The 22548-nt window shown below is 67.0% G+C and carries 20 protein-coding genes; 6 read left to right on the top strand and 14 right to left on the bottom strand.

The genetic code is table 11. The annotated features are described in order from the left end of the window. Position 1 precedes the first annotated feature (1 nt). Positions 2 to 568 (top strand): TetR/AcrR family transcriptional regulator, encoded by a 567-nt coding sequence (locus ACFW3F_RS20045; RefSeq protein WP_388060488.1) that lies wholly within the window; start codon positions 2 to 4, stop codon positions 566 to 568. 30 nt (positions 569 to 598) lie between these two features. On the opposite strand, the gene ACFW3F_RS20040 is transcribed toward ACFW3F_RS20045, so the two are convergent. The 13 genes from ACFW3F_RS20040 to ACFW3F_RS19980 all read right to left on the bottom strand — a co-directional run bounded on the left by ACFW3F_RS20040 (position 599) and on the right by ACFW3F_RS19980 (position 14952). Further along, positions 599 to 2713 carry a heavy metal translocating P-type ATPase gene (locus ACFW3F_RS20040; protein WP_388060486.1) on the bottom strand — a complete coding sequence of 705 codons (2115 nt, stop codon included), beginning with the start codon at positions 2711 to 2713 and terminating at the stop codon, positions 599 to 601. 340 nt (positions 2714 to 3053) lie between these two features. Beyond that, on the bottom strand, positions 3054 to 3680 hold the full coding sequence (locus tag ACFW3F_RS20035) for a hypothetical protein (RefSeq protein WP_388060511.1): 627 nt from the start codon (positions 3678 to 3680) through the stop codon (positions 3054 to 3056). A 77-nt stretch (positions 3681 to 3757) separates the two neighbouring features. Further along, positions 3758 to 4669 carry a hypothetical protein gene (locus tag ACFW3F_RS20030; RefSeq protein WP_388060484.1) on the bottom strand — a complete coding sequence of 304 codons (912 nt, stop codon included), beginning with the start codon at positions 4667 to 4669 and terminating at the stop codon, positions 3758 to 3760. Continuing rightward, positions 4666 to 6099 (bottom strand): MCE family protein, encoded by a 1434-nt coding sequence (locus ACFW3F_RS20025; protein WP_388060482.1) that lies wholly within the window; start codon positions 6097 to 6099, stop codon positions 4666 to 4668. The genes ACFW3F_RS20030 and ACFW3F_RS20025 overlap by 4 nt, the downstream gene beginning before the upstream one ends. Continuing rightward, complete coding sequence (locus tag ACFW3F_RS20020; protein WP_388060480.1) at positions 6099 to 7382, bottom strand: MCE family protein; 1284 nt, start codon at positions 7380 to 7382, stop codon at positions 6099 to 6101. Before ACFW3F_RS20020 ends, ACFW3F_RS20025 begins: the two co-directional genes overlap by 1 nt. Further along, positions 7379 to 8653, bottom strand: coding sequence for an MCE family protein (locus ACFW3F_RS20015; RefSeq protein ID WP_388060478.1), 1275 nt, complete (start codon positions 8651 to 8653; stop codon positions 7379 to 7381). Before ACFW3F_RS20015 ends, ACFW3F_RS20020 begins: the two co-directional genes overlap by 4 nt. A 1-nt stretch (position 8654) precedes the next feature. Continuing rightward, positions 8655 to 9875, bottom strand: a complete 1221-nt coding sequence (locus ACFW3F_RS20010; RefSeq protein ID WP_388060476.1) for an MCE family protein — start codon at positions 9873 to 9875, stop codon at positions 8655 to 8657. Next, on the bottom strand, positions 9872 to 10930 hold the full coding sequence (locus tag ACFW3F_RS20005; RefSeq protein WP_388060474.1) for an MCE family protein: 1059 nt from the start codon (positions 10928 to 10930) through the stop codon (positions 9872 to 9874). The genes ACFW3F_RS20010 and ACFW3F_RS20005 overlap by 4 nt, the downstream gene beginning before the upstream one ends. Beyond that, a complete protein-coding gene (locus ACFW3F_RS20000; RefSeq protein WP_388060472.1) occupies positions 10923 to 12098 on the bottom strand; it encodes an MCE family protein in 1176 nt (391 codons plus the stop codon). Before ACFW3F_RS20000 ends, ACFW3F_RS20005 begins: the two co-directional genes overlap by 8 nt. Before the next feature lie 3 nt (positions 12099 to 12101). Further along, positions 12102 to 12953: an MlaE family ABC transporter permease gene (locus ACFW3F_RS19995; RefSeq protein WP_388060470.1), complete on the bottom strand. Its 852-nt coding sequence runs from the start codon at positions 12951 to 12953 to the stop codon at positions 12102 to 12104. A 3-nt stretch (positions 12954 to 12956) separates the two neighbouring features. Next, positions 12957 to 13721 carry an MlaE family ABC transporter permease gene (locus tag ACFW3F_RS19990; RefSeq protein WP_388060468.1) on the bottom strand — a complete coding sequence of 255 codons (765 nt, stop codon included), beginning with the start codon at positions 13719 to 13721 and terminating at the stop codon, positions 12957 to 12959. Positions 13722 to 13784: 63 nt separating this feature from the next. Further along, positions 13785 to 14675 (bottom strand): 3-oxoacyl-ACP reductase, encoded by an 891-nt coding sequence (locus ACFW3F_RS19985; RefSeq protein WP_388060466.1) that lies wholly within the window; start codon positions 14673 to 14675, stop codon positions 13785 to 13787. Positions 14676 to 14757: 82 nt separating this feature from the next. Further along, positions 14758 to 14952, bottom strand: a complete 195-nt coding sequence (locus tag ACFW3F_RS19980) for a ferredoxin (RefSeq protein ID WP_388060464.1) — start codon at positions 14950 to 14952, stop codon at positions 14758 to 14760. Positions 14953 to 15099: 147 nt separating this feature from the next. On the opposite strand from ACFW3F_RS19980, the gene ACFW3F_RS19975 reads away from it, so the two are divergent. The 5 genes from ACFW3F_RS19975 to ACFW3F_RS19955 all read left to right on the top strand — a co-directional run bounded on the left by ACFW3F_RS19975 (position 15100) and on the right by ACFW3F_RS19955 (position 21340). Further along, complete coding sequence (locus ACFW3F_RS19975) at positions 15100 to 16302, top strand: acyl-CoA dehydrogenase family protein (protein ID WP_388060462.1); 1203 nt, start codon at positions 15100 to 15102, stop codon at positions 16300 to 16302. A gap of 25 nt (positions 16303 to 16327) precedes the next feature. Continuing rightward, complete coding sequence (locus tag ACFW3F_RS19970) at positions 16328 to 17452, top strand: acyl-CoA dehydrogenase family protein (RefSeq protein ID WP_388060460.1); 1125 nt, start codon at positions 16328 to 16330, stop codon at positions 17450 to 17452. Next, positions 17449 to 18999, top strand: a complete 1551-nt coding sequence (locus tag ACFW3F_RS19965; RefSeq protein ID WP_388060458.1) for a long-chain-fatty-acid--CoA ligase — start codon at positions 17449 to 17451, stop codon at positions 18997 to 18999. Before ACFW3F_RS19970 ends, ACFW3F_RS19965 begins: the two co-directional genes overlap by 4 nt. A 534-nt stretch (positions 19000 to 19533) precedes the next feature. Further along, positions 19534 to 20127 (top strand): hypothetical protein, encoded by a 594-nt coding sequence (locus ACFW3F_RS19960; RefSeq protein ID WP_388060456.1) that lies wholly within the window; start codon positions 19534 to 19536, stop codon positions 20125 to 20127. Between the two features lie 460 nt (positions 20128 to 20587). Then, positions 20588 to 21340 (top strand): DUF1275 family protein, encoded by a 753-nt coding sequence (locus ACFW3F_RS19955; RefSeq protein ID WP_388060454.1) that lies wholly within the window; start codon positions 20588 to 20590, stop codon positions 21338 to 21340. Positions 21341 to 21396: 56 nt separating this feature from the next. Here the strand turns inward: ACFW3F_RS19955 and ACFW3F_RS19950 are convergent, their stop codons facing one another. Then, positions 21397 to 22536, bottom strand: coding sequence for an NAD(P)H-dependent flavin oxidoreductase (locus ACFW3F_RS19950; protein WP_388060452.1), 1140 nt, complete (start codon positions 22534 to 22536; stop codon positions 21397 to 21399). Between the last annotated feature and the right edge of the window lie 12 nt (positions 22537 to 22548).

Raw genomic sequence — 22548 nt, 5'->3', positions numbered from 1 at the left:
CGTGGCGCAGGGCTGGATTGATGCCGAACGGGCCGAGGCGGCCGAGGCCCGCTTGCTCGGGGTCGCCGAGGAGTTGTTCGCCCGCCACGGTGTCGACGCCGTGACCATGGCGGACATAGCGACTGCCGCTCGCTGCTCACGCGCGACTCTCTACCGCTACTTCCCGACCCGCAACGAGATCCTCAGTGCCTACATCCGGTCGACAACCGAACGGATCTTCCGTCAGGTCATGGAGAAGACGGCGGCGACAACCGATGCGAATGCTCGAATCACCGAAGCGATAATGCTGACGCTCAACCTGATCCGAGACGACCCCGCCCTCGGGCCGTGGTTTGCCATCGACGCGGGTCTGCCGGCCAAACTCGCGATCTCCCATACCGCGATCACGGCCGCGCTCGAGACCTTTCTCGGTGAGGTCGTGGGCGCTGTACCCGGGGCGGAGCTGAGTGGCACGGCGCGGTGGCTGACGCGCACGATCATCGGGTTGATCGTGATGCCCGAGCCGGCCGATACCGATCAGGCCTCGTACGTGTCCCGGTACATCACACCGATCCTCGCCGGCACCTGAGTCAGGCACTCGCATCGCTCGACACCGGCCTCACCGACCGACTCGAGCAGTGCCAACCGAGCCACGGACATCCGTGGATGCACGCGTCACCGCCTCCGGGCGCAGGTCGAGTCGACGAAGCAGCTGCGCGTTCAGCGCGACGACCACCGTCGAGGCGGACATGAGGATGGCGCCGACACTCATCGGCAGGACGAAACCGATCGGAGCCAGGATGCCGGCGGCCAGTGGCACCGACACGAGGTTGTATCCCGCTGCCCACCAGAGGTTCTGCGCCATCTTCCGGTAGCCCGCGCGGGACAGCTCGATGACCGAGAGAACCGATCGCGGGTCGGAGGAGGCGAGGATGACGCCGGCCGAGCCGATCGCCACGTCGGTACCGGCGCCGATCGCGATCCCGACGTCGGCCTGCGCGAGCGCGGGTGCGTCGTTGACCCCGTCGCCGACCATGGCGACGCGGTGCCCCTCGCGCTGGAGCTCGGCGACGGTGGCAGCCTTGTCCTCGGGCCGGACCCCGGCATACACGCGGTCGATTCCCAGCCGTGCGGCCACGTCGTCGGCCACGGCCTGCGCGTCGCCGGTGATCATCACGACTTGGACTCCGAGCGCATGGAGTTCGTCCACGGTATCGCGCGACTCCGGGCGAACCTCGTCGGCGAGCCGGATCGCTCCCGCAACCCGGCCGTCGACGAGCGCGTGCAGGATGATTGCGCCCTGGTCGCGCCACACCGCCGCGATGGGCAGTTCGTCGACACCGTGCTCGTCGAGCAGATTGGGTCCACCGACCCGCACCTCGTGCCCGTCGACGTTCGCGGTCACCCCCACCGCGGGTGAGGACGAGAAGTTCTGGGCGACGGCCACGTCGATCCCCTCGACCCGGGCGGCGCGCACGATCGCCGACGCGAGGGGGTGTTCACTGGCCGACTCGGCGGCGGCCGCGAGGGTCAGCACCCGCCGCCGGTCGTACCCCGGAGCCGGCTCGACCTCGAGAACGGTCGGCGCTCCCTTGGTCAGGGTGCCGGTCTTGTCGAAGAGCACGGCGTCGACGTTGCGCATCGACTCGAGGGCGAGCCGGTCGGTGATGAGGACCCCGGCGCGCGCCGCCCGCTCGGTTGCGATCGAGACGACGAGTGGGATCGCCAGTCCGAGCGCATGCGGGCAGGCGATGACCAGCACCGTGATCGCGCGGACAACGGCCTCGTCGGGTGATCCGACAGCGGTCCAGACGGTCGCGGTGAGCACGGCTGCACCGAGTGCGAACCAGAACAGCCACCCGGCAGCGGTGTCGGCGAGCCGCTGCGCCCGGGAGGACGAGGCCTGCGCATCGGCGACGAGACGTCCGATACCGGCCAGCGCGGTGTCGTCGCCGGTCGCGGTGACACGGATGCGCAGTCCGGAGTCGGTCGCCACGGTGCCGGCGACCACGACGTCGCCGACTTCTCGCCGAACGGGGGCCGACTCACCGGTGACCATCGACTCGTCCATGTTCGCGGAGCCGTCGATGATGGCGCCGTCGGCGGGCACGGACGCCCCGGGCCGGACGACGACCACGTCGCCGACCACCAGGGAGTCGGGCGACACCGAGACGATGTCCTCCCCGACGACCTTTTCGGCCTCGTTCGGCAGCAGCGCGGCGAGGGAGTCGAGAGCCGACGTCGTCCGGGCGAGTGATCGCATCTCGATCCAGTGCCCCAGCAGCATGATCACCACGAGCAGCGCCAGCTCCCACCAGAAGTTCAGCTGGTGGCCGAACAGGTGCAGCGTCGACCCCCAGGAGGCGACGAAGGCGACGGTGATGGCCAGGGAGATCAGCAGCATCATTCCCGGGCGACGGGTGCGGATCTCGCCGGCCGCGCCGGCGAGGAACGGGCGTCCGCCCCACAGGTAGAGCACCGTGCCGAACAGCGGCGACACCCATCGCACCCATTCCGCGTCGGGCAGCCCGTAACCCAGGATGTCGGCGAACATGTCGTTGAAGGCGACGGTCGGGACCGCGAGGACGAGCATGATCCAGAACAGCCGCCGGAACTGATCGACGTGTCCGCTGTGGTCGTCGTGGCCGCTGTGCCCGGGTGCGGCGTGCGCGCGGGGAGCATGGCCCGCCGCCGGCGGTGATACCGCGCGCACGTGATCGTGATGAGTGTCCATGCGGACCAGAATATACCCCATGGGGGTACCTGCACCAGGGTTACATCTACCCCGTATGGGTATCAGCACCGCGCCCCGAACACGGAACGACCCCCGCATCGCCCTCGAGGGGCCTGCGCCGACCGGACCAGGTCGGGATGCGGGGGCCGGGTGACCACCTGGTATTCGTTTGCGCCGACCGGCGGGAATCCCGCCTCGGTGCGACACGAATGCCACACGGTCAACTGCTAACGGATGGTCACCTCACATGTCCGATGAGAAATCACTATCAGACCACCTCCTTCCTTGTGTACCCGCGAAGGTACGCCCGGTTCCGGCGGGCCGCAACGGATTAAGGCGGTCAGGGGGTTGGTACCGGCGCCCCGGACGTGCCGGGTGACGCGGGCGGCGCCCCGGACGGCGTGGAACTCGGGTCGGGCAGCGGTTTCGCGTCGGGCGGCAGCGACTCGACGACCTCGATCTTCGACCGGAAGGTGTCATCGGTGATGACCTCGATGGCGTTGATGAGCCACCGGTCGCCCTCCCGCTTCATGTCGAACGTGAGGCGCGACGGGTTGATGCTCACGAGTTCCTTGTTGCCGCGGGTCACCGACTGGTTCATGAAGATCAGGACCTGCGAGGCATCCTCGGTGTTGGTCACCACACCCGCGTCCTGGATGGTCACCTCGGACACCACCGACTGCTTGCGCACCTCAGCGGCGAGGTTGTTGTCGGTGATCAGCTTGGTGTACTCGGGTTTGGCCGGCCCGGTGAGCACGCTCATCGACTGGTCGATGTGCTCGGTGACGTTCTCGGCGTTGTAGCCGAACATCGTCGTCGCATACTCGCGCGCCGCCGCCAGCGACGATTCGCGCGCATCCTCCACGGCACGCCCCTGGGTGAAGCGGAACCCGAGAAACGCGGTGATGGCCAGCACGGCGACCAGCACCACACCGAGAGCGACCAGACCGAGGCGCCCCTTCCCCATCGCGAGTCGCGAGCCCGACTTCGGCTTCGGCTCCGGCTTCGACTTCGACTTCGACTTCGGCTTCGACTTCGACGTCATCACGCCACCCACTCGAAGTCGGTCATCTTGAGGTCGCCGTTGATGCGCGTCATGTCCACCCGCCAGCGGAAGACCTTCTCCTGCGAGGGCACCTCGCCGTCGAGAGAGCGCTGATGCCAACCGAAGACCATGATCACCGAGCCCTCGTCGGGTTCGGCCTTGGTGACCGCGGAACTGAGGATGAGCGAACGGGTCTCCAACTTGCCGTCACGCACGAGGGCAGCCACCTGCTGGATGTTGTTCTGGACCTCCTGCTTGACCTTGCCGCTGGTGTCCTCCTGCACCGACGTGAGCGTCTGGTCGACGGTGTCGGGATTCATGCTGGTGAGGTTCACCAGAACCTGGGACGCGAACGAGGAGTACTCGGCGCGGAGGTCGTCGGTCCGGTCCTGACGCGCGATACCGAGAGCGAACACCACCGATGCGACGGCGCATACGACGATGACCACAAGAGCCACCACCACACCCACGATCGCCCGCGGCGAGCGACGACCGGACCCGCGGTAACGGATGCGGCGCTTGCTCTTCGGCGCCCGCGAGTCCGATGACGCCGCAGCCGTACGCGCGCGTCGACGCTCGCGATAGCTGACCGTCTTCTCGACCTCGGACGGGTCGGGCGCGATCGCACCCGCGGTGGCGTCGTCGGCCTCCGGGTGCGGCTTCTCGAGGGACACCGTCGACGTCGCGTCCCGTTCAGCACCGTCGGTGTCTGTCGGCAAGTCTGCCGCTGTGGCCGACTTCGTGGGCTCCTCGGAAGCGGGAGCGGGAGCCGGTCCGGCCGCTTTCGACGGCTTCTTCGCGGCCGGACGTCCACGCCGGATCGGCGCCGATCGCACAGGCCGCTTTGCATTCCGGCGATCGCCCGTACCCGCACGATCCGGGGACGTCGTGCGGGAACCGTCTGGTGTCACGGAGTGACCGTCCCGGTGATCATCGTCTGCCATGTACTGCTCTGTCCCTGCTGATCGCTTCCGGCCCCGGCGTTGTAGGTCTTCCCGTCTGGGCCGATGAAGTCGCCGGAGTCCGGATCGTATGTCGTCGCGTACACCGCAGGCTCCGCGTCGAAGTCCTTCGGTGTGCCCGGTGTCACGCTACCCGAGGACGCCGGCTGCCATTTCAGGCCGAACGGCAGGCCGCTCTGGAACGGGTCGACGGAACCCGGCTTCGGCACGTAGCCGGTCACGCACTCCTCCGGCGTGGGTGCACGGCGGCCGGGGAACTCCGCGCACGGATAGTTGCGGGCACCGCGAACAGCGATGTTGGAGTTCTGCGGCACCCGGCACAGCAGTCCCGGCGGGAGCTCACGCGCGGTCTGTTCCGACGGCCAGCGCCAGTCCTCCTTGGGCAGGAAGCCGATGTTGCAGGGCGGCCGGTCCTGGAAGGCGAGTGAGAAGTTGACGTTCGGTCCGAACCGTGTGGTACCGGTGTTCAACGCCGTGATCAGCGAATTGATCAGGCGCGGGTACAGCACCAGAACCTGTTTCCAGTTCGGCAGGTACACCACCTGGGTCTTGGCGATGGTCCCGAGGTTCGACACGAGCAGCGGATACGAGGCACCGAGGGATTCGAAGAGCTCCTGGCTCTTCGACGCGGTCGCCGGACCCTTGCGCAGGATGTCGCCGATCTCGGGCCGATTCGCTCGCAGCTGATCGGTGAATGCGGTGACGTTCCGTGTCCAGGAGCGGATGTCGTCGGCCGTGCGCGATTGGGTGGCCAGCAACGGTGCGCCCTGCTCGACGAGCTGAATGGTCGTGTCGGTGTTCTTGTTCGCCTCGTCGACGAACAGGACCATCGAATCCAGCAGACGCTGCAACGCCTCGCCGGTGCCGTTGAACGCGACGAACGCCTCGTCCATCAGCGACCGCAAGCGGGTGTCCCCGATCTCGGCGAGGAGGCGATCGGCCTGGTCGAGCATGGCCGAGATCTCCACCGGGACCTTGTCGGTCGACACCGTTGCGCCGTCCTGGAGGAATCCGCCGGACTCGCTCGCGTCGGGGTCCGGCGTGAACTCGACGAACTGCTCACCGATCGCCGAGACGCTGCGCACCGAGGCAATCGCCGAAGCCGGGATCTCCGCGCTGTTCTCGATCGTGAGTACCGCCTCGACGCCGGTGTCGGTCAGCTGCACCGAGTCGACCTTGCCTACATAGACCCCGCGATAGCTGACGTTCGCGTTCTGATACAGCCCGCCGCTGGTGGGCAGGAGCAGCTGCACCTGATAGCTGCCGACGCCGAACATCGACGGGATGCGGATGTAGAACAGTGCCATCACGACCATCGCGACCACGGTCACGATCGCGAAGATCATCAGCTGCATACGGACGAAACGCGTGATCTTCATCAGCGGCCACCTCCCGCGGCCGGGACCGCCGCGGGCGTGGTCGGTGACACCTGCGGGATCATGTTCGCCGGGATGGGTTCGGCCGAGTCGGGCAGGCGCTCACCACCGGGTTGCAGCGGTGCGATGAACGGGTCGAGTCCGCGGGCGGCGGCACCGGCGGGACGGCCGAAGACGCCCTCGGGTCCGGTGACGCCGAGACTGGCGAACATCGTCTTGTTCAGGCGCTCGAGAGTCAGGTCGAGCACGAGATCGGAGTTCACGTAGTCGCCCTTCACGATTCGACGGATCGTGGGCTCGTAGAACGGGAACGTCAGCAGGATGTTGAGGGACTGGGTCATCGCCGGTCCGGCCGCCTGGAGCTGATCGAGTGCCGGTTCGACGCCTTCGACGATCGTCACGATGTTCTCGGAGTTGGCGTCGAGGATGTCGTTCGCGGTCTTCGACAATGTCGCGACCGAACCGAGCGTGTCGAGGAACTGCTGACGCTGGTCGACGAGCAGCTGCAGGATCTGCGGGCTGTCGGCGAGCGCACGCTCGATGGTGCCGGCCTGCTCGTTCATGGTGCGAGACAACCGGTCCAGTCCCTCGGTCGCCCGAATGATATTGCCCTTCTGCGCATTCAGGTCGGCAACAAGTGTGTTCAGCCGAGGGATGAGTTTCTTGATCTGATCCTCGCGCCCACCGAAGACCTGGCTCATCTCGTGCACGATGTCGCCGATCTGCGACAACCCACCACCGTTGAGCACGACCGACAGCGAACTCAGCACCTGCTCGGTGCTGGGATAGGTACATGCCGACACCTGCTGTGCCGCATTGATGTCGGGCACCGCCGGCACTGCGGGATCGGTCACGATGTTGGACTGCTCGGGACACTTGGTGAGCGGGATCTCGTCACCTGGTGCAAGCCGGCCACCCTCGGGTTCGGCGGGTTGCACGATCTCGAGGTGGGTCGAGCCCAGCACGCTGGTCAGCCCGACCATGACATGCGACCCGCGGGGCACGATGACGCCGTCGTTGAGCCGGATCGTCACCAGCGCGTTCCAGTCCTCGACCTCGATGTCGCCGATGCTCCCGACCGTCGCGTCGTCGATGAGCACCGGTGCGTTGTTGACCAGACCGACCGCCGACGGGATCAGGGCGGTGATCTCGTACGAGCCGCCGCCGGTGCCCTCGGCGCCGGGGACGGGCAGTGAATTGGGCCCGTCGAAGGAGCATCCGGCGAGGACGAGGGCGAGCGTTGCCGCTCCCGCGACCAACCCACCGCGCATGCGTGCCGATCTCATCGGCCACCTCCGAACGGCACGAGCAGATCGCCGAGCGGGCTGCCGCGGTTGTCGCGCCGGGTCTCGTTGTCCAGGCGGGTCACGCCGGCGCCGGCACGCGCCTCGACGCTCGAGTTCTGATACTCGAGTTGGTTCGGCGTCGCATTCCGGCCCTGCACCGGATTCGTCAGGAACGGCGGATAGTTCATCGAGATCGACGACAGGACAGGAGCGAGGATCTCCACGCACTTGTCGACGTCTGCCATCGTGGTTCCGGGCCGTTTGGTCGATTCCATCGAACCGCAGAGCAGGGTGATCAGGTTGGTGCCGTTACCCAGACCGAACACGCCGGACAGCGAACCCGACAGCGGGTTGTAGATGTTGTAGAAGTTCGCGAGTTGGTTGGGCGCCGAGTGCAGGACGCCCCGGACCTGTTCGTCCTTGTCCGCAACGATCTTCGTGGCCGCGGCCAGCCGTTCCACCGACGACGACAGCGCCGTCTTGTTGGTGTCGATGAAGGTCTGGACATCGGTCATCGCCGCATTCAGACCCTTGAGCGCCTCGTCGAGTTCGGTCGTGTTGTCCGCGAGAACCGAACTGACCGAGGCCATCCGGCCGTTGAACTGGACGAGTTGTTCATGGCTGCCCGACAGTGCCTCGGTGAGCTTCTGCAGGCTCTGGATCGTGGCGAACAGGTCGCCGCTGCCGGATGCGAGGGTGCCGATCACGTCGGACACCTCGCGGATCGACGCATTGATCGCCTCCCCGTTGCCCTCGAGATTCTCGTCGAAGACGTTGACGGCCTTGGCCGCCGAGCCCGGATCGGCTCCCTCTGGGCCGATTGCCTCGGTGAGACGGGTGAGTTGGGCCTTGATGTCGTCCCACTCCATCGGCACCGCCGTGCGATCCATCGGGATGTCGGCGCCGTCGGACATCTGGGGCCCACCGGAGTAGACCGGCGTCAGCTGCACGAACCTGCCCGAGACCAGGCTCTGCGCGACGATGACCGCCTTCGCGTCCTGCGGGACGTCGACGCCTTTGTCCACGCGCAGTTCGACTTTCACGTCGTTTTCCCGCGGGGTGATGGCCGAGACACTGCCGACGTTGACGCCGAGCACACGGACCGGGTCGCCCTTGTAGAGGCTGGCGACGCCGGCGAAGTAGGCGGTGTAGGTGTTCGTCGTGGACTTCGTGAACACCTTCCAGCCCACGAGGATCAGGGCGATCGCGAGAACCACGGCGAGCACTCCGAAGAGCACCTTGCGTCCGATGGTCATGCTTCCGACGGTCATGTCACCTCCCCCTCGTGGTCGGCGCGGGCGTGGGATAGGTCGGGGTGGGCAGGGGTCCGCGCGGCGGATCGCTTCCCACCGGAGGTCCCTGGCTCCACGGCTGGGGGAGCAACGGGAAGCTCGAGTACTGGAGCGACTGCCACAGCTGCGGGTACCGGCCACGCAGGGCGTTGAGGAAGATCGCGGTGTAGTCGCCGAAGGTGTTGAGCCCCACGAGAGAGTCGAAGTTCGGACCCGACGCCACAGCCTCGCCCAAGGTGTTCGCGAACGGCCCGAGACGGTCGATCGTCTCCTTGAGCTCCTTCTCCTTGTCGGTCAGGATCGTCGCGACGCGGTCGAACTTCTCCAGGACGGGCGTGAGCTGTGCGTTGTTCTCGGCGATGAAGCCGCGCAACTGGGTGGTGACGTCACCGATGCCCTTGATGAGCTGATTGAGCGCATACCGGCGCATCTGGATTTCGCCGACGAGGGCGTTGGCGTCGATCAGGAGCCGGTTGATCTGCTCGTTGCGGTCGCCGACGATCTTGCTCACCTGGTTGGCCTTGGCCAGCAGAGCCCGCAGTTCGTTGTCGCGATCGGCGACCGCCTTGGACAGCCGTGCGACACCGTTGACCGCGCCCTGGACCTGATCCGGGGTCTCGGAGAACGTGATCGTCAGGGTGTTCAAGGCCTTGTTGAGCTGGTCGGTGTCGGTGTCGGCGACGGTGTCGGTGGCACCTTCGAGGGCATCCTGCAGCGAATACGGCGAGATCGTGTTGCCGACCGGGATCGAACCACCGGGCTTGATCCGCTCACCACCGTGCGGGATGACCGTGAGATTGCGTCGGCCCAGCACGGTCTCGGTTCGGATCGCGGCCTGGGAATCGGCCCCCATCTCGACGGTGTCGTCCATGCGGAAGCCGACCTTGACCTTGGTCCCGGCGTCGGTGCCGGCCAGTTCGATCGACTCCACGGTGCCCACCTGGACGCCGGACACGGACACGATGTCGCCCTTGGTGAGTCCGCCCGCATCGTCGAAGTAGGCGGTGTAGGTGCTGATGGGCGAGAGGTAGGGCAGCTTGTCCATCTGCATCGCGGTGATGACCACCAGACCGACCACGACGATGCCGATGACGCCGACCTGGGCGCGACTCCGCTGTCCGCGCTTCTCCTCGCGGGCGACATCGGCCTCGTCGGATACGGGTCTGCGGCTGGAGAACAGGCCGCCGAACGGAAGACTCATGAGCCGTCACACCTTCCGCCCGCAGTCGTGGAATTCCCCATGACGTTGTTGGACGTGTACAGGATGGTCTGACCGCCGGGCGCCGGGAGCATCAGCCGGATGCGGCAGAAGTAGATCTGGAGCCAGGCGCCGTAGGAGCCGAGGTTCGACAGGATCTTGTAGTCCTCGGGTAGTCGCGAGATCAGATTTCGGATGAACGGTTCTGCGGCCAAGAGTTCCTCCGAGACGCGCCCGGTGTTGGTCACCATCGACTGCAGGGTCGGCCGGGTGGTTCCCAGCAGGTCGGCGAGACCGTTGGTGACGCGGGAGGTCTGCGTCAGCGCGTTGCCGATGGTGCCCTTCTGCTCGGCGAGACCGGTCACCAGCTGCTGCAGCAGGTCCACGCTGGTGTCGAGACCCTCCCGGTCGCCGTCGAGCGTGGCGAGGGTCGTGTTCAGGTTGTCGATGACGTCGCCGATCAACTGGTCCCGGTCGGCGAGCGAGTCGGTGAACGACGCGGTGTTGCTCAGCAGGGTGTTCAACGCGCCGCCCTGTCCTTGGAACACGGCGATTAGCGAACTGGTCAGCGCATTGGCGTCGTCGGCGTTCAGTGTCCGGAACAGCGGCTTGAAGCCACCGACGAGCTTGTCGAGGTCGAGAGCTGGTTCGGTCTGGCCGACCGGGATCTCGGCGCCGTCGGCCAGGAAGGTCGACGTGTTGCCGCTCCCCTGCTGCAGCTCGAGATACCGGTCGCCGGTGAGGTTCTCGTACCGGATCAGCGCGCGGACCGACTCGGGCAGCGGATACTGCTGGTCGACACTGAAGGTGATGACCGCCTCGTTGGCGCGGTTCAGTTCGACACCGCCGACCGAACCCACCTCCACACCGGCGATCTTCACCTTGCTGCCCGAGCTGATCGCCGAGGCGCTCGTGAAGACGGCGCTGTACTCGTTCGAGGCTCCGGAGCGGTAACGACTGAAGACGACGACGAGTGCGACGAACACCAGGACCATCACCACGGTGAAGGCGCCCAGCTTGATCAGGGTCGCGCGGAAGGCGCGGGCGCGGTTATCCACGGGGCGGCTCCCCGAACAGGATCTGGAAAAGCTTCTGCGAGTTCACTTTCGCCTTGGTCCTGGGCTCGTAGGGCTGCGGCGCGTTGTCGCCGACGTAGAAGGGGGCCGGCACCTTGGTGGCGGGATTGCTCAGTCCCCCTTGGCAGGTGGGCGGGCCTTCCACGCCCACTCTGGGCAGGTCGTAGGGGTATGCGTAGGGATCCTTGCCGGGAAGCAGGCCGGCGTCGAGCATCAGCATGCCGTTGCGCTCGCCGAGGAACGGCGCCGCGACCTCGGCGGCGACCGCACCGGCGGTGAGGAAGCACTTGATGCCGGGCGCGTTGTAACCGAGTAGTGCGGCGATGGGATCGAGATCCGAGAGCGCACCGATGAGCGTCTTTTTCGACGGCGCGATGACCCCGTCGATGGTGTTCGCCATCCCGGTGGCGTTGATGAGCAACGCATCGAGGTTGGACGTGTTGTCCACCAACGTGTTCCCGACGACGGTGAAGTTGTCGACGGTGCGCAGCAGATCAGGCATCGAGTCCGCATACACGTTGGTGACGGTCGCACCTTCCCGGAACAGCCGATTGAGGGCAGGTAGATGTGGATTGGTCTTGCCGAGCAACCCGGTCAGCTGCTCCAGCGCGACGCCGATCTCCTCGCCCTGACCCTGCAGCGCCGTGTTGATCGCGCCGAGTGTGGCGTTGAGCTTCTCCGGCTGCAGTTGGGCGAGTACCGAAACCAGTTGCTGGTACACGGTGTTCAGTTCGACGACCACCCGGTCGGCCGGGATCTCGGCACCCGCGGTCAGCGTGCCCTCCGGCTCTCCCGGCACCACGAAGTTCACGGCCTTGGCGCCGAAGATGGTGTTCGACTTGATGTCGGCGATCACGTTGCCCGGAATCCTGGCCAGGTCACCGTCGGCGATGTCGAGGGTGAGGATGGCATCACCGCCGCGCTCGGCGATCTCGGCGACGCGACCCACCTCGACGCCGCGGAGCTTGACCTTGGCGTCGGGGTTCATCACCAGTCCGGCGCGGGGCGCCACGAGTGTTACCTGCTGGGTCTCCTTGAAGGCGCCGAGGAACGACGCGCTCGCCCCGATGATCAGGGCCAGCAGCACGGCAACCATGACCACGGCCGCCGTTCGGCGGGTGGCCCGTGAACGCTCTTGTCTCTTGCTCATGACTCAGCCCGCCAGGTTGAACTTGCCATCGGCGCCATAGATGGCGAGGGAGGTCAGGAGTGTGATCACGACCACAACAACGAGCGATGCGCGGACCGCGTTCCCGACGGCGACGCCGACGCCGACCGGCCCGCCGGAGGCGTTGTAGCCGTAGTAGGTGTGGATCAGCATGACGGCGACCGCCATGCAGATCGCCTGCACGAACGACCACAGGATGTCCGACGGTATGAGGAAGGTGTCGAAATAGTGGTCGTAGACACCGGGCGACTGGCCGTACAGGAACACTGTCGCCGACCGGCTCGCGAGGAACGATGCCAGCGACGCCAGCGCGTAGAGCGGGATGATCGCGATCAGGCCGGCGATGATGCGCGTGGACACCAGGTACGGAATCGACGAGATCGCCATCGTCTCCAGAGCGTCGATCTCCTCCGAGACCCGCATGGCACCGAGCTGCGCGGTGGCACCCGCACCGATGGTCGCGGCGAGCGCGATTCCGGAGATGACCGGGACGGCGATGCGCACGTTGATGAACGCCGAGAAGAAGCCCGTGAGCGCCTCGACGCCGATGTTGGCCAGCGAACTGTAGCCCTGGACCGCGATCGTGCCGCCGGTGAACAGCGTCAAGAACCCCACGACCACGACGGTGCCGCCGATCATCGCCAACGCGCCGGTGCCCATGGAGATCTCGGCGATGAGCCGCAATGTCTCCTTCTTGTAGTGCGTGATCGCACGTGGGATCGACACGACGCTGTCCCAGTAGAACAGCGCCTGATCGCCGATCTGATCCCAGTCCTCGCCCGCCCGCTTGGCCGCGACGCGCGCGGTCCGGAACCGAGTGGTGAACGGAAGTACCATCCCTCAGCCCGCCGTTGCCTTGAGACCGACCGCGGTGACGACGACATTGACGACGAACAGCGCCATGAACGAGTACACGACGGTCTCGTTGACGGCATCGCCGACGCCCTTCGCGCCACCCTTGACGTTGAGTCCCTGATAGCAGCCCACCATCCCGGCGAACAGGCCGAACAGAGCCGCCTTGACCATCGAGATCATCAGCTCGCCGAACCCGGTGAGCAGTGTCAGGTTGGCCACGAAGGCACCGGGATTCACGTCCTGGAGATAGACGGAGAAGATGAAACCGCCGCCGATGCCGATCGTGCAGACGAGGCTGTTGAGCAGCAGCGCCACCCCGGTGGAGGCCACGATGCGTGGCACCACCAGACGGTGGATCGGGTTGATGCCGAGCACCTTCATCGCGTCGATCTCTTCGCGGATGGTCCGGGCACCGAGGTCGGCGCAGATCGCGGTGGCGCCCGCACCGGCGACGATCAGCACGGTGACGATCGGACCGATCTGGGTGATGGTGCCGAGCGCGGCACCCGCACCCGACAGGTCCTGCGCACCGATCTCGCGCAAGAGGATGTTCAGGGTGAAGCTGACGAGCACCGTGAACGGGATGGCGACGAGGAGCGTCGGCACCATCGACACGCGGGCGATCGCCCAGGACTGCTCGACGGTCTCCCTCCATTGGAACGGGCGGTGGAACAGCTCGCGCGCCGACTCGACCCCGAGCGCAACGAAATCCCCGATCCCGCCCAAGGGTGTGGCCAGTCTGCTCAGCACCTCCGGCCCCCCTTCACCCTCGCACCATCGCGAAACCTATCACGCACAATCCAGACGAATTGGTCAGTTGACCAGAGCGCTTGCCGAGAAAGTGCGTCCCGGATCGCGGTCGGCGAAGTGACCCGTCAGGGTCTTCGCGAGGTCCTCCGCGGACCATGCGTCGCCGTCGGCGACGAAGACCTCGTCGACCGTGGGCGCGGCCATCAGGGTGACCTTGGGGCCGTAGACGACGAACACCTGACCGGTGACGGCGTCGGACTCGGGGCCGGCGAGGTAGGACACCAGCCGCACGACGTGCTCGGGGTCGAGGGGATCCACACCGTCGGTGGGCGCCTCGCCGAACACGGACGCCGTCATCGCCGTCCGGGCTCGCGGGCAGATCGCGTTGGCCCGCACGCCATATCGCTTGAGGGCGCGCGACGCCGAGAGCGTCAATGCGGTGATACCAGCCTTCGCCGCGCCGTAGTTGGCCTGCCCCTCGGGACCGAGCAGCCCGGCCTCCGACGCGGTGTTGATGATTCGGCCGTACACCGGGCCACCCGCCTCCTTCGAGGCTGCGCGCCAATGCGATGCGGCATTGCGGGTGAGCAGGAAGTGACCGCGCAGATGGACGCGGATCACCAGATCCCACTCGTCGTCGGTCATGTTGAACAGCATCTTGTCGCGCACCACGCCCGCGTTGTTCAAGACGATGTCGAGCGAGCCGAGCTGCTCGGTCGCCGTCGTCATGATGGCGGTGGCGGTGGCCGAGTCGCCGATGTCACCGGGCACGGCGACCGCGCGGCCACCGGCGGCCGTGATCGTGTCGATCACGTCGCTCTGTTCGAGTGCCGCGGGGAGATCGTTCACGACGACCGCGGCCCCCTCCGCAGCCAAACCGATGGCCTCCGCACGACCGAGACCTGCACCTGCACCGGTGACGACCGCGACACGACCGTCCAACGAATAACCCACCCGACATCCTCCTGAACTAAAACTAGAACTTGTTCTAGCATGATTCACCATCGGATGGAACCGAACGGCACTTTCGGCGAACTCAGTCCTCCACGACCATCAGGGCCGACTTGGGGCAGTTGGCCGCGACCTGGCGCAGTTCCTCGACGCGGTCGGCCGGAATCTCCTCCTGGAGAATGACCAGGTAGTCGTCACCATCCAGGTCGAAGAAGTCCGGTGCCATCCCCACACAGATGGCGTTGGACTCGCAGAGATCGAAATCTGCCTTGATACGCATCGGAACCGTCTCCTCGTCGATGGGTCACCTGTTGACTGGGCTGTGAGAACAGGTTAGAACGTGTTTCAGAAGTGCACGAGCACTTCGCCTGTCAACTTGACCATAAGCCGGGACCGGACGCTAGCCGATCCACCCCTTGGAGTGTCGATGCGCATCGCCTATAACGATCAACAAGCCGAGCTCCGCAGGGAACTCCGCGATTACTTCTCCGGACTCATGACCGACGAGCGTCGTGCCGCGCTCACCGGCGGCGACGGCGAACTCGGCGAGGGCGACGCCTACCGCGACGTCGTCGCCCAGATGGGTGCCGACGGCTGGCTCGCCCTGGGCTGGCCCACCGAGTTCGGCGGTCAGAACCGGTCGATGATGGATCAGCTGATCTTCACCGACGAGGCCGCGATCGCGGGCGCACCCGTCCCGTTCCTCACCATCAACTCCGTGGCGCCGACGATCATGAACTACGGATCCGACGAGCAGAAGGCGTACTTCCTGCCTCGGATCGCCGCCGGCAAGCTGCACTTCTCGATCGGGTACTCCGAGCCGGGAGCAGGCACCGACCTCGCCGCGCTTCGGACCACCGCGGTCCGCGACGGCGACGACTACGTCATCAACGGCCAGAAGATGTGGACCAGCCTGGTCGCGTACGCCGACTACATCTGGCTCGCCTGCCGCACCGATCCGTCGACGCTGGAGCCCGGCGGCAAGAAGCACAAGGGCATCTCCATGCTCATCGTGCCCACCGACGCCGAGGGCTTCAGTTACACACCGGTGCACACCATGTCGGGAGTCGACACCAGCGCGACCTACTACCAGGACGTCCGGGTGCCCACGTCGTCGATCGTCGGCGAAGAGGGCGGCGGGTGGCCGCTGGTCACCAATCAGCTCAACCACGAGCGCGTCGCGCTGTGCAGCGCGGCACCGATCCAGACCGCGTTGCGCGAAACTGTCGCGTGGGCCCAGCAGACCAAGACCGGCGACGGCCACCGGGTGATCGACGCGCAGTGGGTGCAACAGAACCTCGCCCGGGTGCATGCCAAGGTCGAGTTCCTCAAACTGATCAACTGGAAGATCGCCTCGGTCGCGAGCTCCGGCGGATCGCCGAGCCCGGCCGATGCCTCGGCGACGAAGGTCTACGGCACCGAGTTCGCCACCGAGGCCTACCGCCTGCTGATGGAGGTCGTCGGTCCCGCCGCGACGCTGCGTACCGGCAGCACGGGTGCACACCTCAACGGGCGCCTCGAGCGTTACCAGCGCACGTCGCTGATCCTCACCTTCGGAGGCGGCACCAACGAGATCCAGCGCGACATCATCGCGATGCTCGCCCTCGGCCTGCCGCACCAGCGTCGCTGATCCTCACTGAAAAGGATTCCCACCAATGGATTTCTCGCTTCCCGAATCCGGCGCCGACGTCCGCGGACTTGCCCGCGACATCGCCACGTCGATCAGCACCCCCGAGCGGGTCGCCGAACTGGAGGCCGCACGGGCCGCGCTCGACGCGGACCTGTGGCGCGAGCTCGGCGGTGCCGGACTCCTGGGCCTCGAGCTGTCGTCCGAGGTCGCCGGGGACGCCGGCGGCGACCTGGGTGTCGTCGAGAATGCGCTCGTGGCCACCGAACTCGGCCGGGTCCTGGCCCGCGTACCGTTCGGACCCCACGCGATCGCCGCCCTGCCGGTGATCGCCACTCAGGGTTCGACCCCGCTACGTGAACGGATCCTCGCACCGGGTGCCACGGGCGAATCCGTGCTGACCGTCGCCATCGAGGAGGATCTCCTCACCGACTTCGGCTCGCCGGCAACCACTTTCTCCGCCGAAGGTGCGCTGACCGGCGTCAAGGTCGACGTTCCCTACGCCGAGGCCGCAGACATGTTCGTGGTCACCGCCACCGGACCCGACGGTGTCGTCGTCCTGGTAGTGGCCGCCGACGCCCCGGGCGTCGTCGTCACCCCCACTCTCTCCACCGGGCTGATCCCCTCGGCGCAGGTCGAGTTCGACGGCACGCCGGTCTCCGCCGACGCCGTTCTGAACGGCGGCGCCGACACGGCCGCGACCCTCGTCGCGCGTGCGACCCTGGCGTGCTGCGCCGACCAGACCGGAATCGTCGAACGTGGGCTCGAGCTCACCGCTGAGTACGCACGCGAGCGTGAGCAGTTCGGGCGGGCGATCGGATCGTTCCAGGCGGTCGCCCAACGTCTCGCCGACGGGTACATCGACGCGCAGGGGCTTGCCCTCACGACGACGCAGGCGGCCTGGCTGCTCGACCACTCGAGCGGCCGGACCCCCGAGCTGCAGAACGCGGTTGCCACCGCCAAGTTCTGGGCAGCCGAGGCCGGCCACCGCGTGGCACACACGGCCGTGCACGTGCACGGTGGCGTCGGCCTCGACACCAGCCACCCGGTGCATCGGTACTTCCTGCGCGCCAAGCACAATGAGTTCGCGCTCGGCTCGGCCACCGCCTCGGTGCGGGCCATCGGAGCCGAACTGGCTGCCGCGCCGGCGTGAACCACTCGGTCGCGCCGACGCGCGCCTCGACGGTCGCCGACCTGCTCGCACCCCTGGCCGGGGTCGGTGAGCGTGGTGTCTGGTTCGCGGGCGAGTTTCGTTCGTGGGCAGATCATCTCGACGACGCGGCCGTGCGGGCCGGGGTGCTTCGGGAACGATTGACGGAGGACCTTCCACGCCACGTCGGCGTCCTGCTCACCAACACACCGGAGTTCAGCGCGCTGTTCGCGGCGGCGGCGCGCCACGGATTCGTACTGGTCGGTCTCAACACCACCCGACGGGGTGCCGCCCTCGTCGCCGACATCGCCCGCGCCGAATGCCAGATCGTGCTGTGCGGCGACGACACCCGACACCTTCTGGACGGCCTCGACCTCGGCGGAACCCTTGTCGTCGACGTCGATTCGCCCCAGTGGACGGCTGCGGTGGACGCGAGTTCGGCGGCGCCGCTCGTCGAACCGGCGCCGGACGATCTCATGATGCTGATCTTCACCTCGGGGACGACCGGTGATCCGAAGGCCGTGCGATGTACGCATCGGACCTTCGCGACCAGCGGCCCGATGCTCGCCGAACGATTCGGCATCGGCCCGGACGACGTCGCCTATCTGTCGATGCCGATGTTCCATTCCAACGCGATGATCGCCGGGTGGTGCGTCGCGGTGGCCGGCGGCGCGTCGATCGCGTTGCGGCGCAGCTTCTCCGCACGCGGGTTCGTCGACGATGTCCACCGCTATGGCGTGACCTATGCCAACTACGTCGGCAAACCGATGCACTACATCCTCGCGACCGAGCCGAATCCCGACGACGCCGCAGGTCCCCTGCGGATCATGTACGGCAACGAGGCCTCGGCCGGCGACCGACGCCGATTCGCCGAGCGCTTCGGCTGCCGCGTCGTCGACGGTTTCGGTTCCACCGAGGGCGGGGTGGCCATCACCCGGACCCCCGACACCCCCGACGACGCTCTAGGGCCGCTGCGTGAGCCGACCGCTGTCGTCGACGTCGAGACCGGCGAGACCGTTCCGGTCGGAGAGGTCGGCGAGATCGTGAACCTCTCGGGGCCGGGCCTTTTCGCCGGTTATCACAACGACCCTGACGCCACCGCCGAGCGGATGCGCGACGGGATCTACCACACGGGCGATCTCGCCTGGGTGGACAACGACGGCTACCTGCACTTCGCCGGCCGCCTCGGAGACTGGTTGCGCGTCGACGGCGAGAACATCGGTACCGGGCCCATCGAGCGGGTCATGCTGCGCCACCCCGCGATCCGCCAGGTCGCAGTCCACGGCGTGCCGGTGGAGATCGGCGACGAGATCGAGGCGGTCCTCGTGGCCGACGACATCGCGGCAGGCGACTTCGCCGAGTTCCTCTCCGCCCAGGACGATCTCGGGCCGAAGCAGTGGCCGCACCGCGTGCGGATCGTCGACGAACTCCCCGAGACGGCGACCTTCAAGACCGTCAAGCGACTGCTGGCTTCTGACACGACCCCGCCCACGTGGGTTCGCGACGGTCGGAGCTACCGGTCGACGACGTCAGACCCCGCCGCGCCCTGAGGTGCGAGGAGCGAAAGCGACAGCGCCCCCTGCTCCCAAATCCGAAAGAAGCGACCCGCCTCTGCTCCCTGAGGTGCGAGGAGCCAAAGCGACGAGCCTCGAAGGGCCTGGTGAGACACGTTGCGTACCCCTTCGTGGCTCGCTTCGCTCGCACCTCAGGGAGCATGAAATTCCGGACGCTCGCGAGTGTTCTTCGGAGTCCACAACGGCTACTGAGGTGCGAGGAGCGAAAGCGACAGTGCCCCCCCTGCCCCCTGAGGTGCGAGGAGCGAAAGCGACGAGCCTCGAAGGGTCTCCCCGGAGAATCCGTATGACGTTGTGCCCGGTTTCCGGACACAACGTCATACCGATCTTCCGATGTTGCCAATCTCACCGCCTTCTGGCTGGCGGCGGGCCCACCGCGCCGTCGAGTAAACCCACCACCGTTCGACACGTCCGCCCACCCGGTGACGGTGTATGTCTCCATTGATCGCGAATTCGCGCTCCGAGTGAGTGACACTGGCACCAGCACCCACGACGAGGGGATCTGATTCCATGACCGGTCGACACCTGCCCCGCACACTCGGAGCCGCACTTGTATGCGTAACCGCGGCAATGATCTTCCCCGCAGTAGCGAACGCCGCCCCCCGCGATGTCACCATCGCCCAATCGGCGTCGGGCAACGCGGTCACCGTGACCATCACGAACAGGTCCGCGGCGGTGATCGGATGCAAGCTGTTCGGGCTGCCGGCCGGGTCCGCGGCCGACAGCGAGTCCCGACCACCCTTCGGGTACGTCAACCCGGTTGACCCGCGCTCTCTGATCGCGCCCGGCGGGACCCGAACCGTGGCGCTGGAGGTGTTCGATGACGGCCCGACCGGGTCCACCGCCCTTCCCGACGGCGCCTACGACCTGTACTGGGGATGCACCACCGTGCCGGGGGTCGACGGCGTCGAACAGTGGGGCACCCTGGGCCCCACCGGAAAGCCGTCGACCGCACAAACCACGCGGCTGGTGCTTCCCGCCGAGGTGGGCACCCTGATCGCGCCGACCCCCATGCCGCCGGGACCCTGCCACGACGCGAGTTGCCTGCCACCCGATGTCGCCGACATCGTCGACGACCTGTGGGGCGAATACACCTCGCCGTAGCGACCTACGCGTCGAGCAGCCCGCGGCAGCAGATGAGGTCCGGCCGCGGCCGGAGACGCACGTCCGTCGAGGTCACTTGCCCGGTCTCCAGGTGGCTTCGACACGGCTCCTCGACCTCGACGCGCTCCTGCGTCGCTTGCTCGGCCCGGCGGCTGCGCTCGGTGCCGGCTCAACCAGCAGGGAGTGGTCACCCCCGCCCGAGTCCGAGCCGCCACTCAACCAGCAAGGGGGCCGCCTCCGCGTGGCGACGGTCGCGCAAGCCTGCCGGTTCCGCTGACGCGTCCAACGGTGACCAACTCCCCCAGCCGGCTCGCCCTGTGGTCGGTTTCACGTGGCACATCCGGTGGACTTCGGGTGCTCTGGAAGTAGGGAAACCGAACCGCCAATGCCGCCGGGACAGACTCCCCGTTCGAAGGCCGATCACGACCGCAGCCCTACCGACAGGACTGGATCCGACCCGATGACCATTGTCGAACGCACCGCAACCTCTGCCGAATCTCGCAGGGATTCAACCCGAAAGGAGTTGCTGGGCCCCTTCTACGACGGGCGGGAGATGGTTCTCGCAGCCGTCCTCGCCGCGTTGGCCGGCGCCACCGGCGCAGCGGCGTGGCTGTACTCCTCCGGGTGGTACGTGACATTCATGACGGGCAACAGCGAACGCTTGGTGCTCGAGCACGTCAAGGGGGCGCATCGGCTCGGTTTCACAGCTCTGCTCACCGTGGTGGTATTCGTCTTCGGCGTGTTCGTGGCCACCCTGGCCAGGATGTACGTGTGGCGCAAGGCCCGGCACGGGGCGACGATGCTGACCGCGGGCTCGACGATCGCGGCGTGGCTGATCGACATCGGCCTGGAGAACGGCAATCGCGAATTCGGCGCCGGCCCGGTCCTCTGCCTGGCGTTCGGTCTCGGCGCACTCAACACCTCGATCAGCCGCAAAGGCGAGGTCGTCATGCCCTTGTCCTATGTGACCGGCACTTTGGTGAAGATCGGCCAGGGCGCCGGGTTGCACGTGGCCGGCGCCAAGCGATGGGGATGGGTCGCTCACCTGAGCACCTATGCGGGATTCCTCGCCGGTGCGGGATTAGGCGGCCTGCTGTTCAACGCCTTCGACGAACGGAACTCGCTGCTGACTTTGGCCGTGGTCGCGGTGGTCGTCGCGACGATCACCTGGCGCCTGGATCATCCGAAGTTCTTGCGTGCCGACGTCCGCTGACATGACGTTCCCGCGCCGCCGACCTGCCGCGTCCGTTCGCGAGTGCCCCGGAGTCCTCAACCGCCCAGCGTCTTGTTCATCCGGCCGACGGCCTCGTCGTACTCGCTGACGAGGTCGGCGATGAGGTCGGCAACCGGCGTGATCGCGTTGCAGCGTCCGACGATCTGACCGGCCGGCATGGCGACCACGTCGGGGTTGTCGGCCTGCGAGATGCGCGCATGCGCCTCGGCGACCAGCAGGTTCTGCAACGGCATGGGTAGTGGGTCCGGCGCGTTGTCGGCGTCCCAGGCGTCGGTCCAGGCCGTCTTCAGCAGTCGCGCAGGCTTTCCCGAGTAGATTCGGCGCCGCACGGTGTCGCGCGAGGTCGCCTTGAGCAAGGCCTGCTGAACCGTCGACGGCTCATCGGACCCTTCGGGCACACCGAGTTTGTACTCGGCCGCGGTCAACCAGTACGTGCCCATCCACACGCCCTGCGCACCCAGGGCGATGGCCGCGGCGATCTGCCGCCCGCTGCCGACACCACCCGCGGCGAGAACCGGCGCAGTGTCGCCGACCGCATCGACGAGATCGGGCCACAGGATCATCGAGGTGACCTCGCCGGTGTGTCCGCCACCCTCGTAACCCTGGGCGATGACGATGTCGACACCCGCCTCGACATGATGCAGCGCATGCTCTTTCGCACCCGCCAGCGCCGCAACCAACACACCGTTGTCGTGCGCGGTCTGGATGACATCCGACGGCGGTGACCCGAGGGCGTTCGCGATCAGCTTGATCTGCCCGTACTTCCGCCGGTGCTCCATCGAGACATCCACGTGCGAACGCGCCACCGAGTGCAGCCAGCCGAGCACACCCGCATCGATCCGTTCACCACCCGGCAAGGGCGGGACGCCGAGATCGTCGAGGGTGCGTTCGACGAACGCGCGGTGCTCCGGCGGGATCATCGAGTCGAGGTCCATCTTGGAGCCCTCGGTCGGGATCTTGGCGGGCATCACGATGTCGACCCCGAACGGCTTGCCGTCGGTGTTCTCGTGCATCCACTCGAGGACCTCGTCGAGCTCCTCGGCCTCGTTGAAGCGGACACAGCCCAACACGCCGAGGCCGCCGGCGCGGCTGATCGCCGCGGCCACGTCCTGGCTGGGGGTGAATCCGAAGATCGGATACTCGATGCCGAACTTCTCGGCCAGTTCAGTGCGCATGATGCCAGCTCG

It is taken from the genome of Gordonia sp. NPDC058843 (genome assembly GCF_042743165.1).
Lineage (GTDB): Bacteria > Actinomycetota > Actinomycetes > Mycobacteriales > Mycobacteriaceae > Gordonia.
The sequence above is the reverse complement of the archived record's forward strand: the minus strand, read 5'-3'. Positions and strand labels throughout refer to the sequence as shown.

Coding starts and splice junctions, on each gene's coding strand:
- ACFW3F_RS19950 (WP_388060452.1), bottom strand. CDS start 22,536: ATGCGCACTGAACTGGCCGAGAAGTTCGGCATCGAGTATCCGATCTTC.
- ACFW3F_RS20040 (WP_388060486.1), bottom strand. CDS start 2,713: ATGGACACTCATCACGATCACGTGCGCGCGGTATCACCGCCGGCGGCG.
- ACFW3F_RS20035 (WP_388060511.1), bottom strand. CDS start 3,680: ATGGGGAAGGGGCGCCTCGGTCTGGTCGCTCTCGGTGTGGTGCTGGTC.
- ACFW3F_RS19995 (WP_388060470.1), bottom strand. CDS start 12,953: ATGGTACTTCCGTTCACCACTCGGTTCCGGACCGCGCGCGTCGCGGCC.
- ACFW3F_RS19970 (WP_388060460.1), top strand. CDS start 16,328: ATGGATTTCTCGCTTCCCGAATCCGGCGCCGACGTCCGCGGACTTGCC.
- ACFW3F_RS20025 (WP_388060482.1), bottom strand. CDS start 6,099: ATGAAGATCACGCGTTTCGTCCGTATGCAGCTGATGATCTTCGCGATC.
- ACFW3F_RS20010 (WP_388060476.1), bottom strand. CDS start 9,875: ATGAGTCTTCCGTTCGGCGGCCTGTTCTCCAGCCGCAGACCCGTATCC.
- ACFW3F_RS19960 (WP_388060456.1), top strand. CDS start 19,534: ATGACCGGTCGACACCTGCCCCGCACACTCGGAGCCGCACTTGTATGC.
- ACFW3F_RS20015 (WP_388060478.1), bottom strand. CDS start 8,653: ATGACCGTCGGAAGCATGACCATCGGACGCAAGGTGCTCTTCGGAGTG.
- ACFW3F_RS20000 (WP_388060472.1), bottom strand. CDS start 12,098: ATGAGCAAGAGACAAGAGCGTTCACGGGCCACCCGCCGAACGGCGGCC.
- ACFW3F_RS19955 (WP_388060454.1), top strand. CDS start 20,588: ATGACCATTGTCGAACGCACCGCAACCTCTGCCGAATCTCGCAGGGAT.
- ACFW3F_RS19980 (WP_388060464.1), bottom strand. CDS start 14,952: ATGCGTATCAAGGCAGATTTCGATCTCTGCGAGTCCAACGCCATCTGT.
- ACFW3F_RS19975 (WP_388060462.1), top strand. CDS start 15,100: ATGCGCATCGCCTATAACGATCAACAAGCCGAGCTCCGCAGGGAACTC.
- ACFW3F_RS20020 (WP_388060480.1), bottom strand. CDS start 7,382: ATGAGATCGGCACGCATGCGCGGTGGGTTGGTCGCGGGAGCGGCAACG.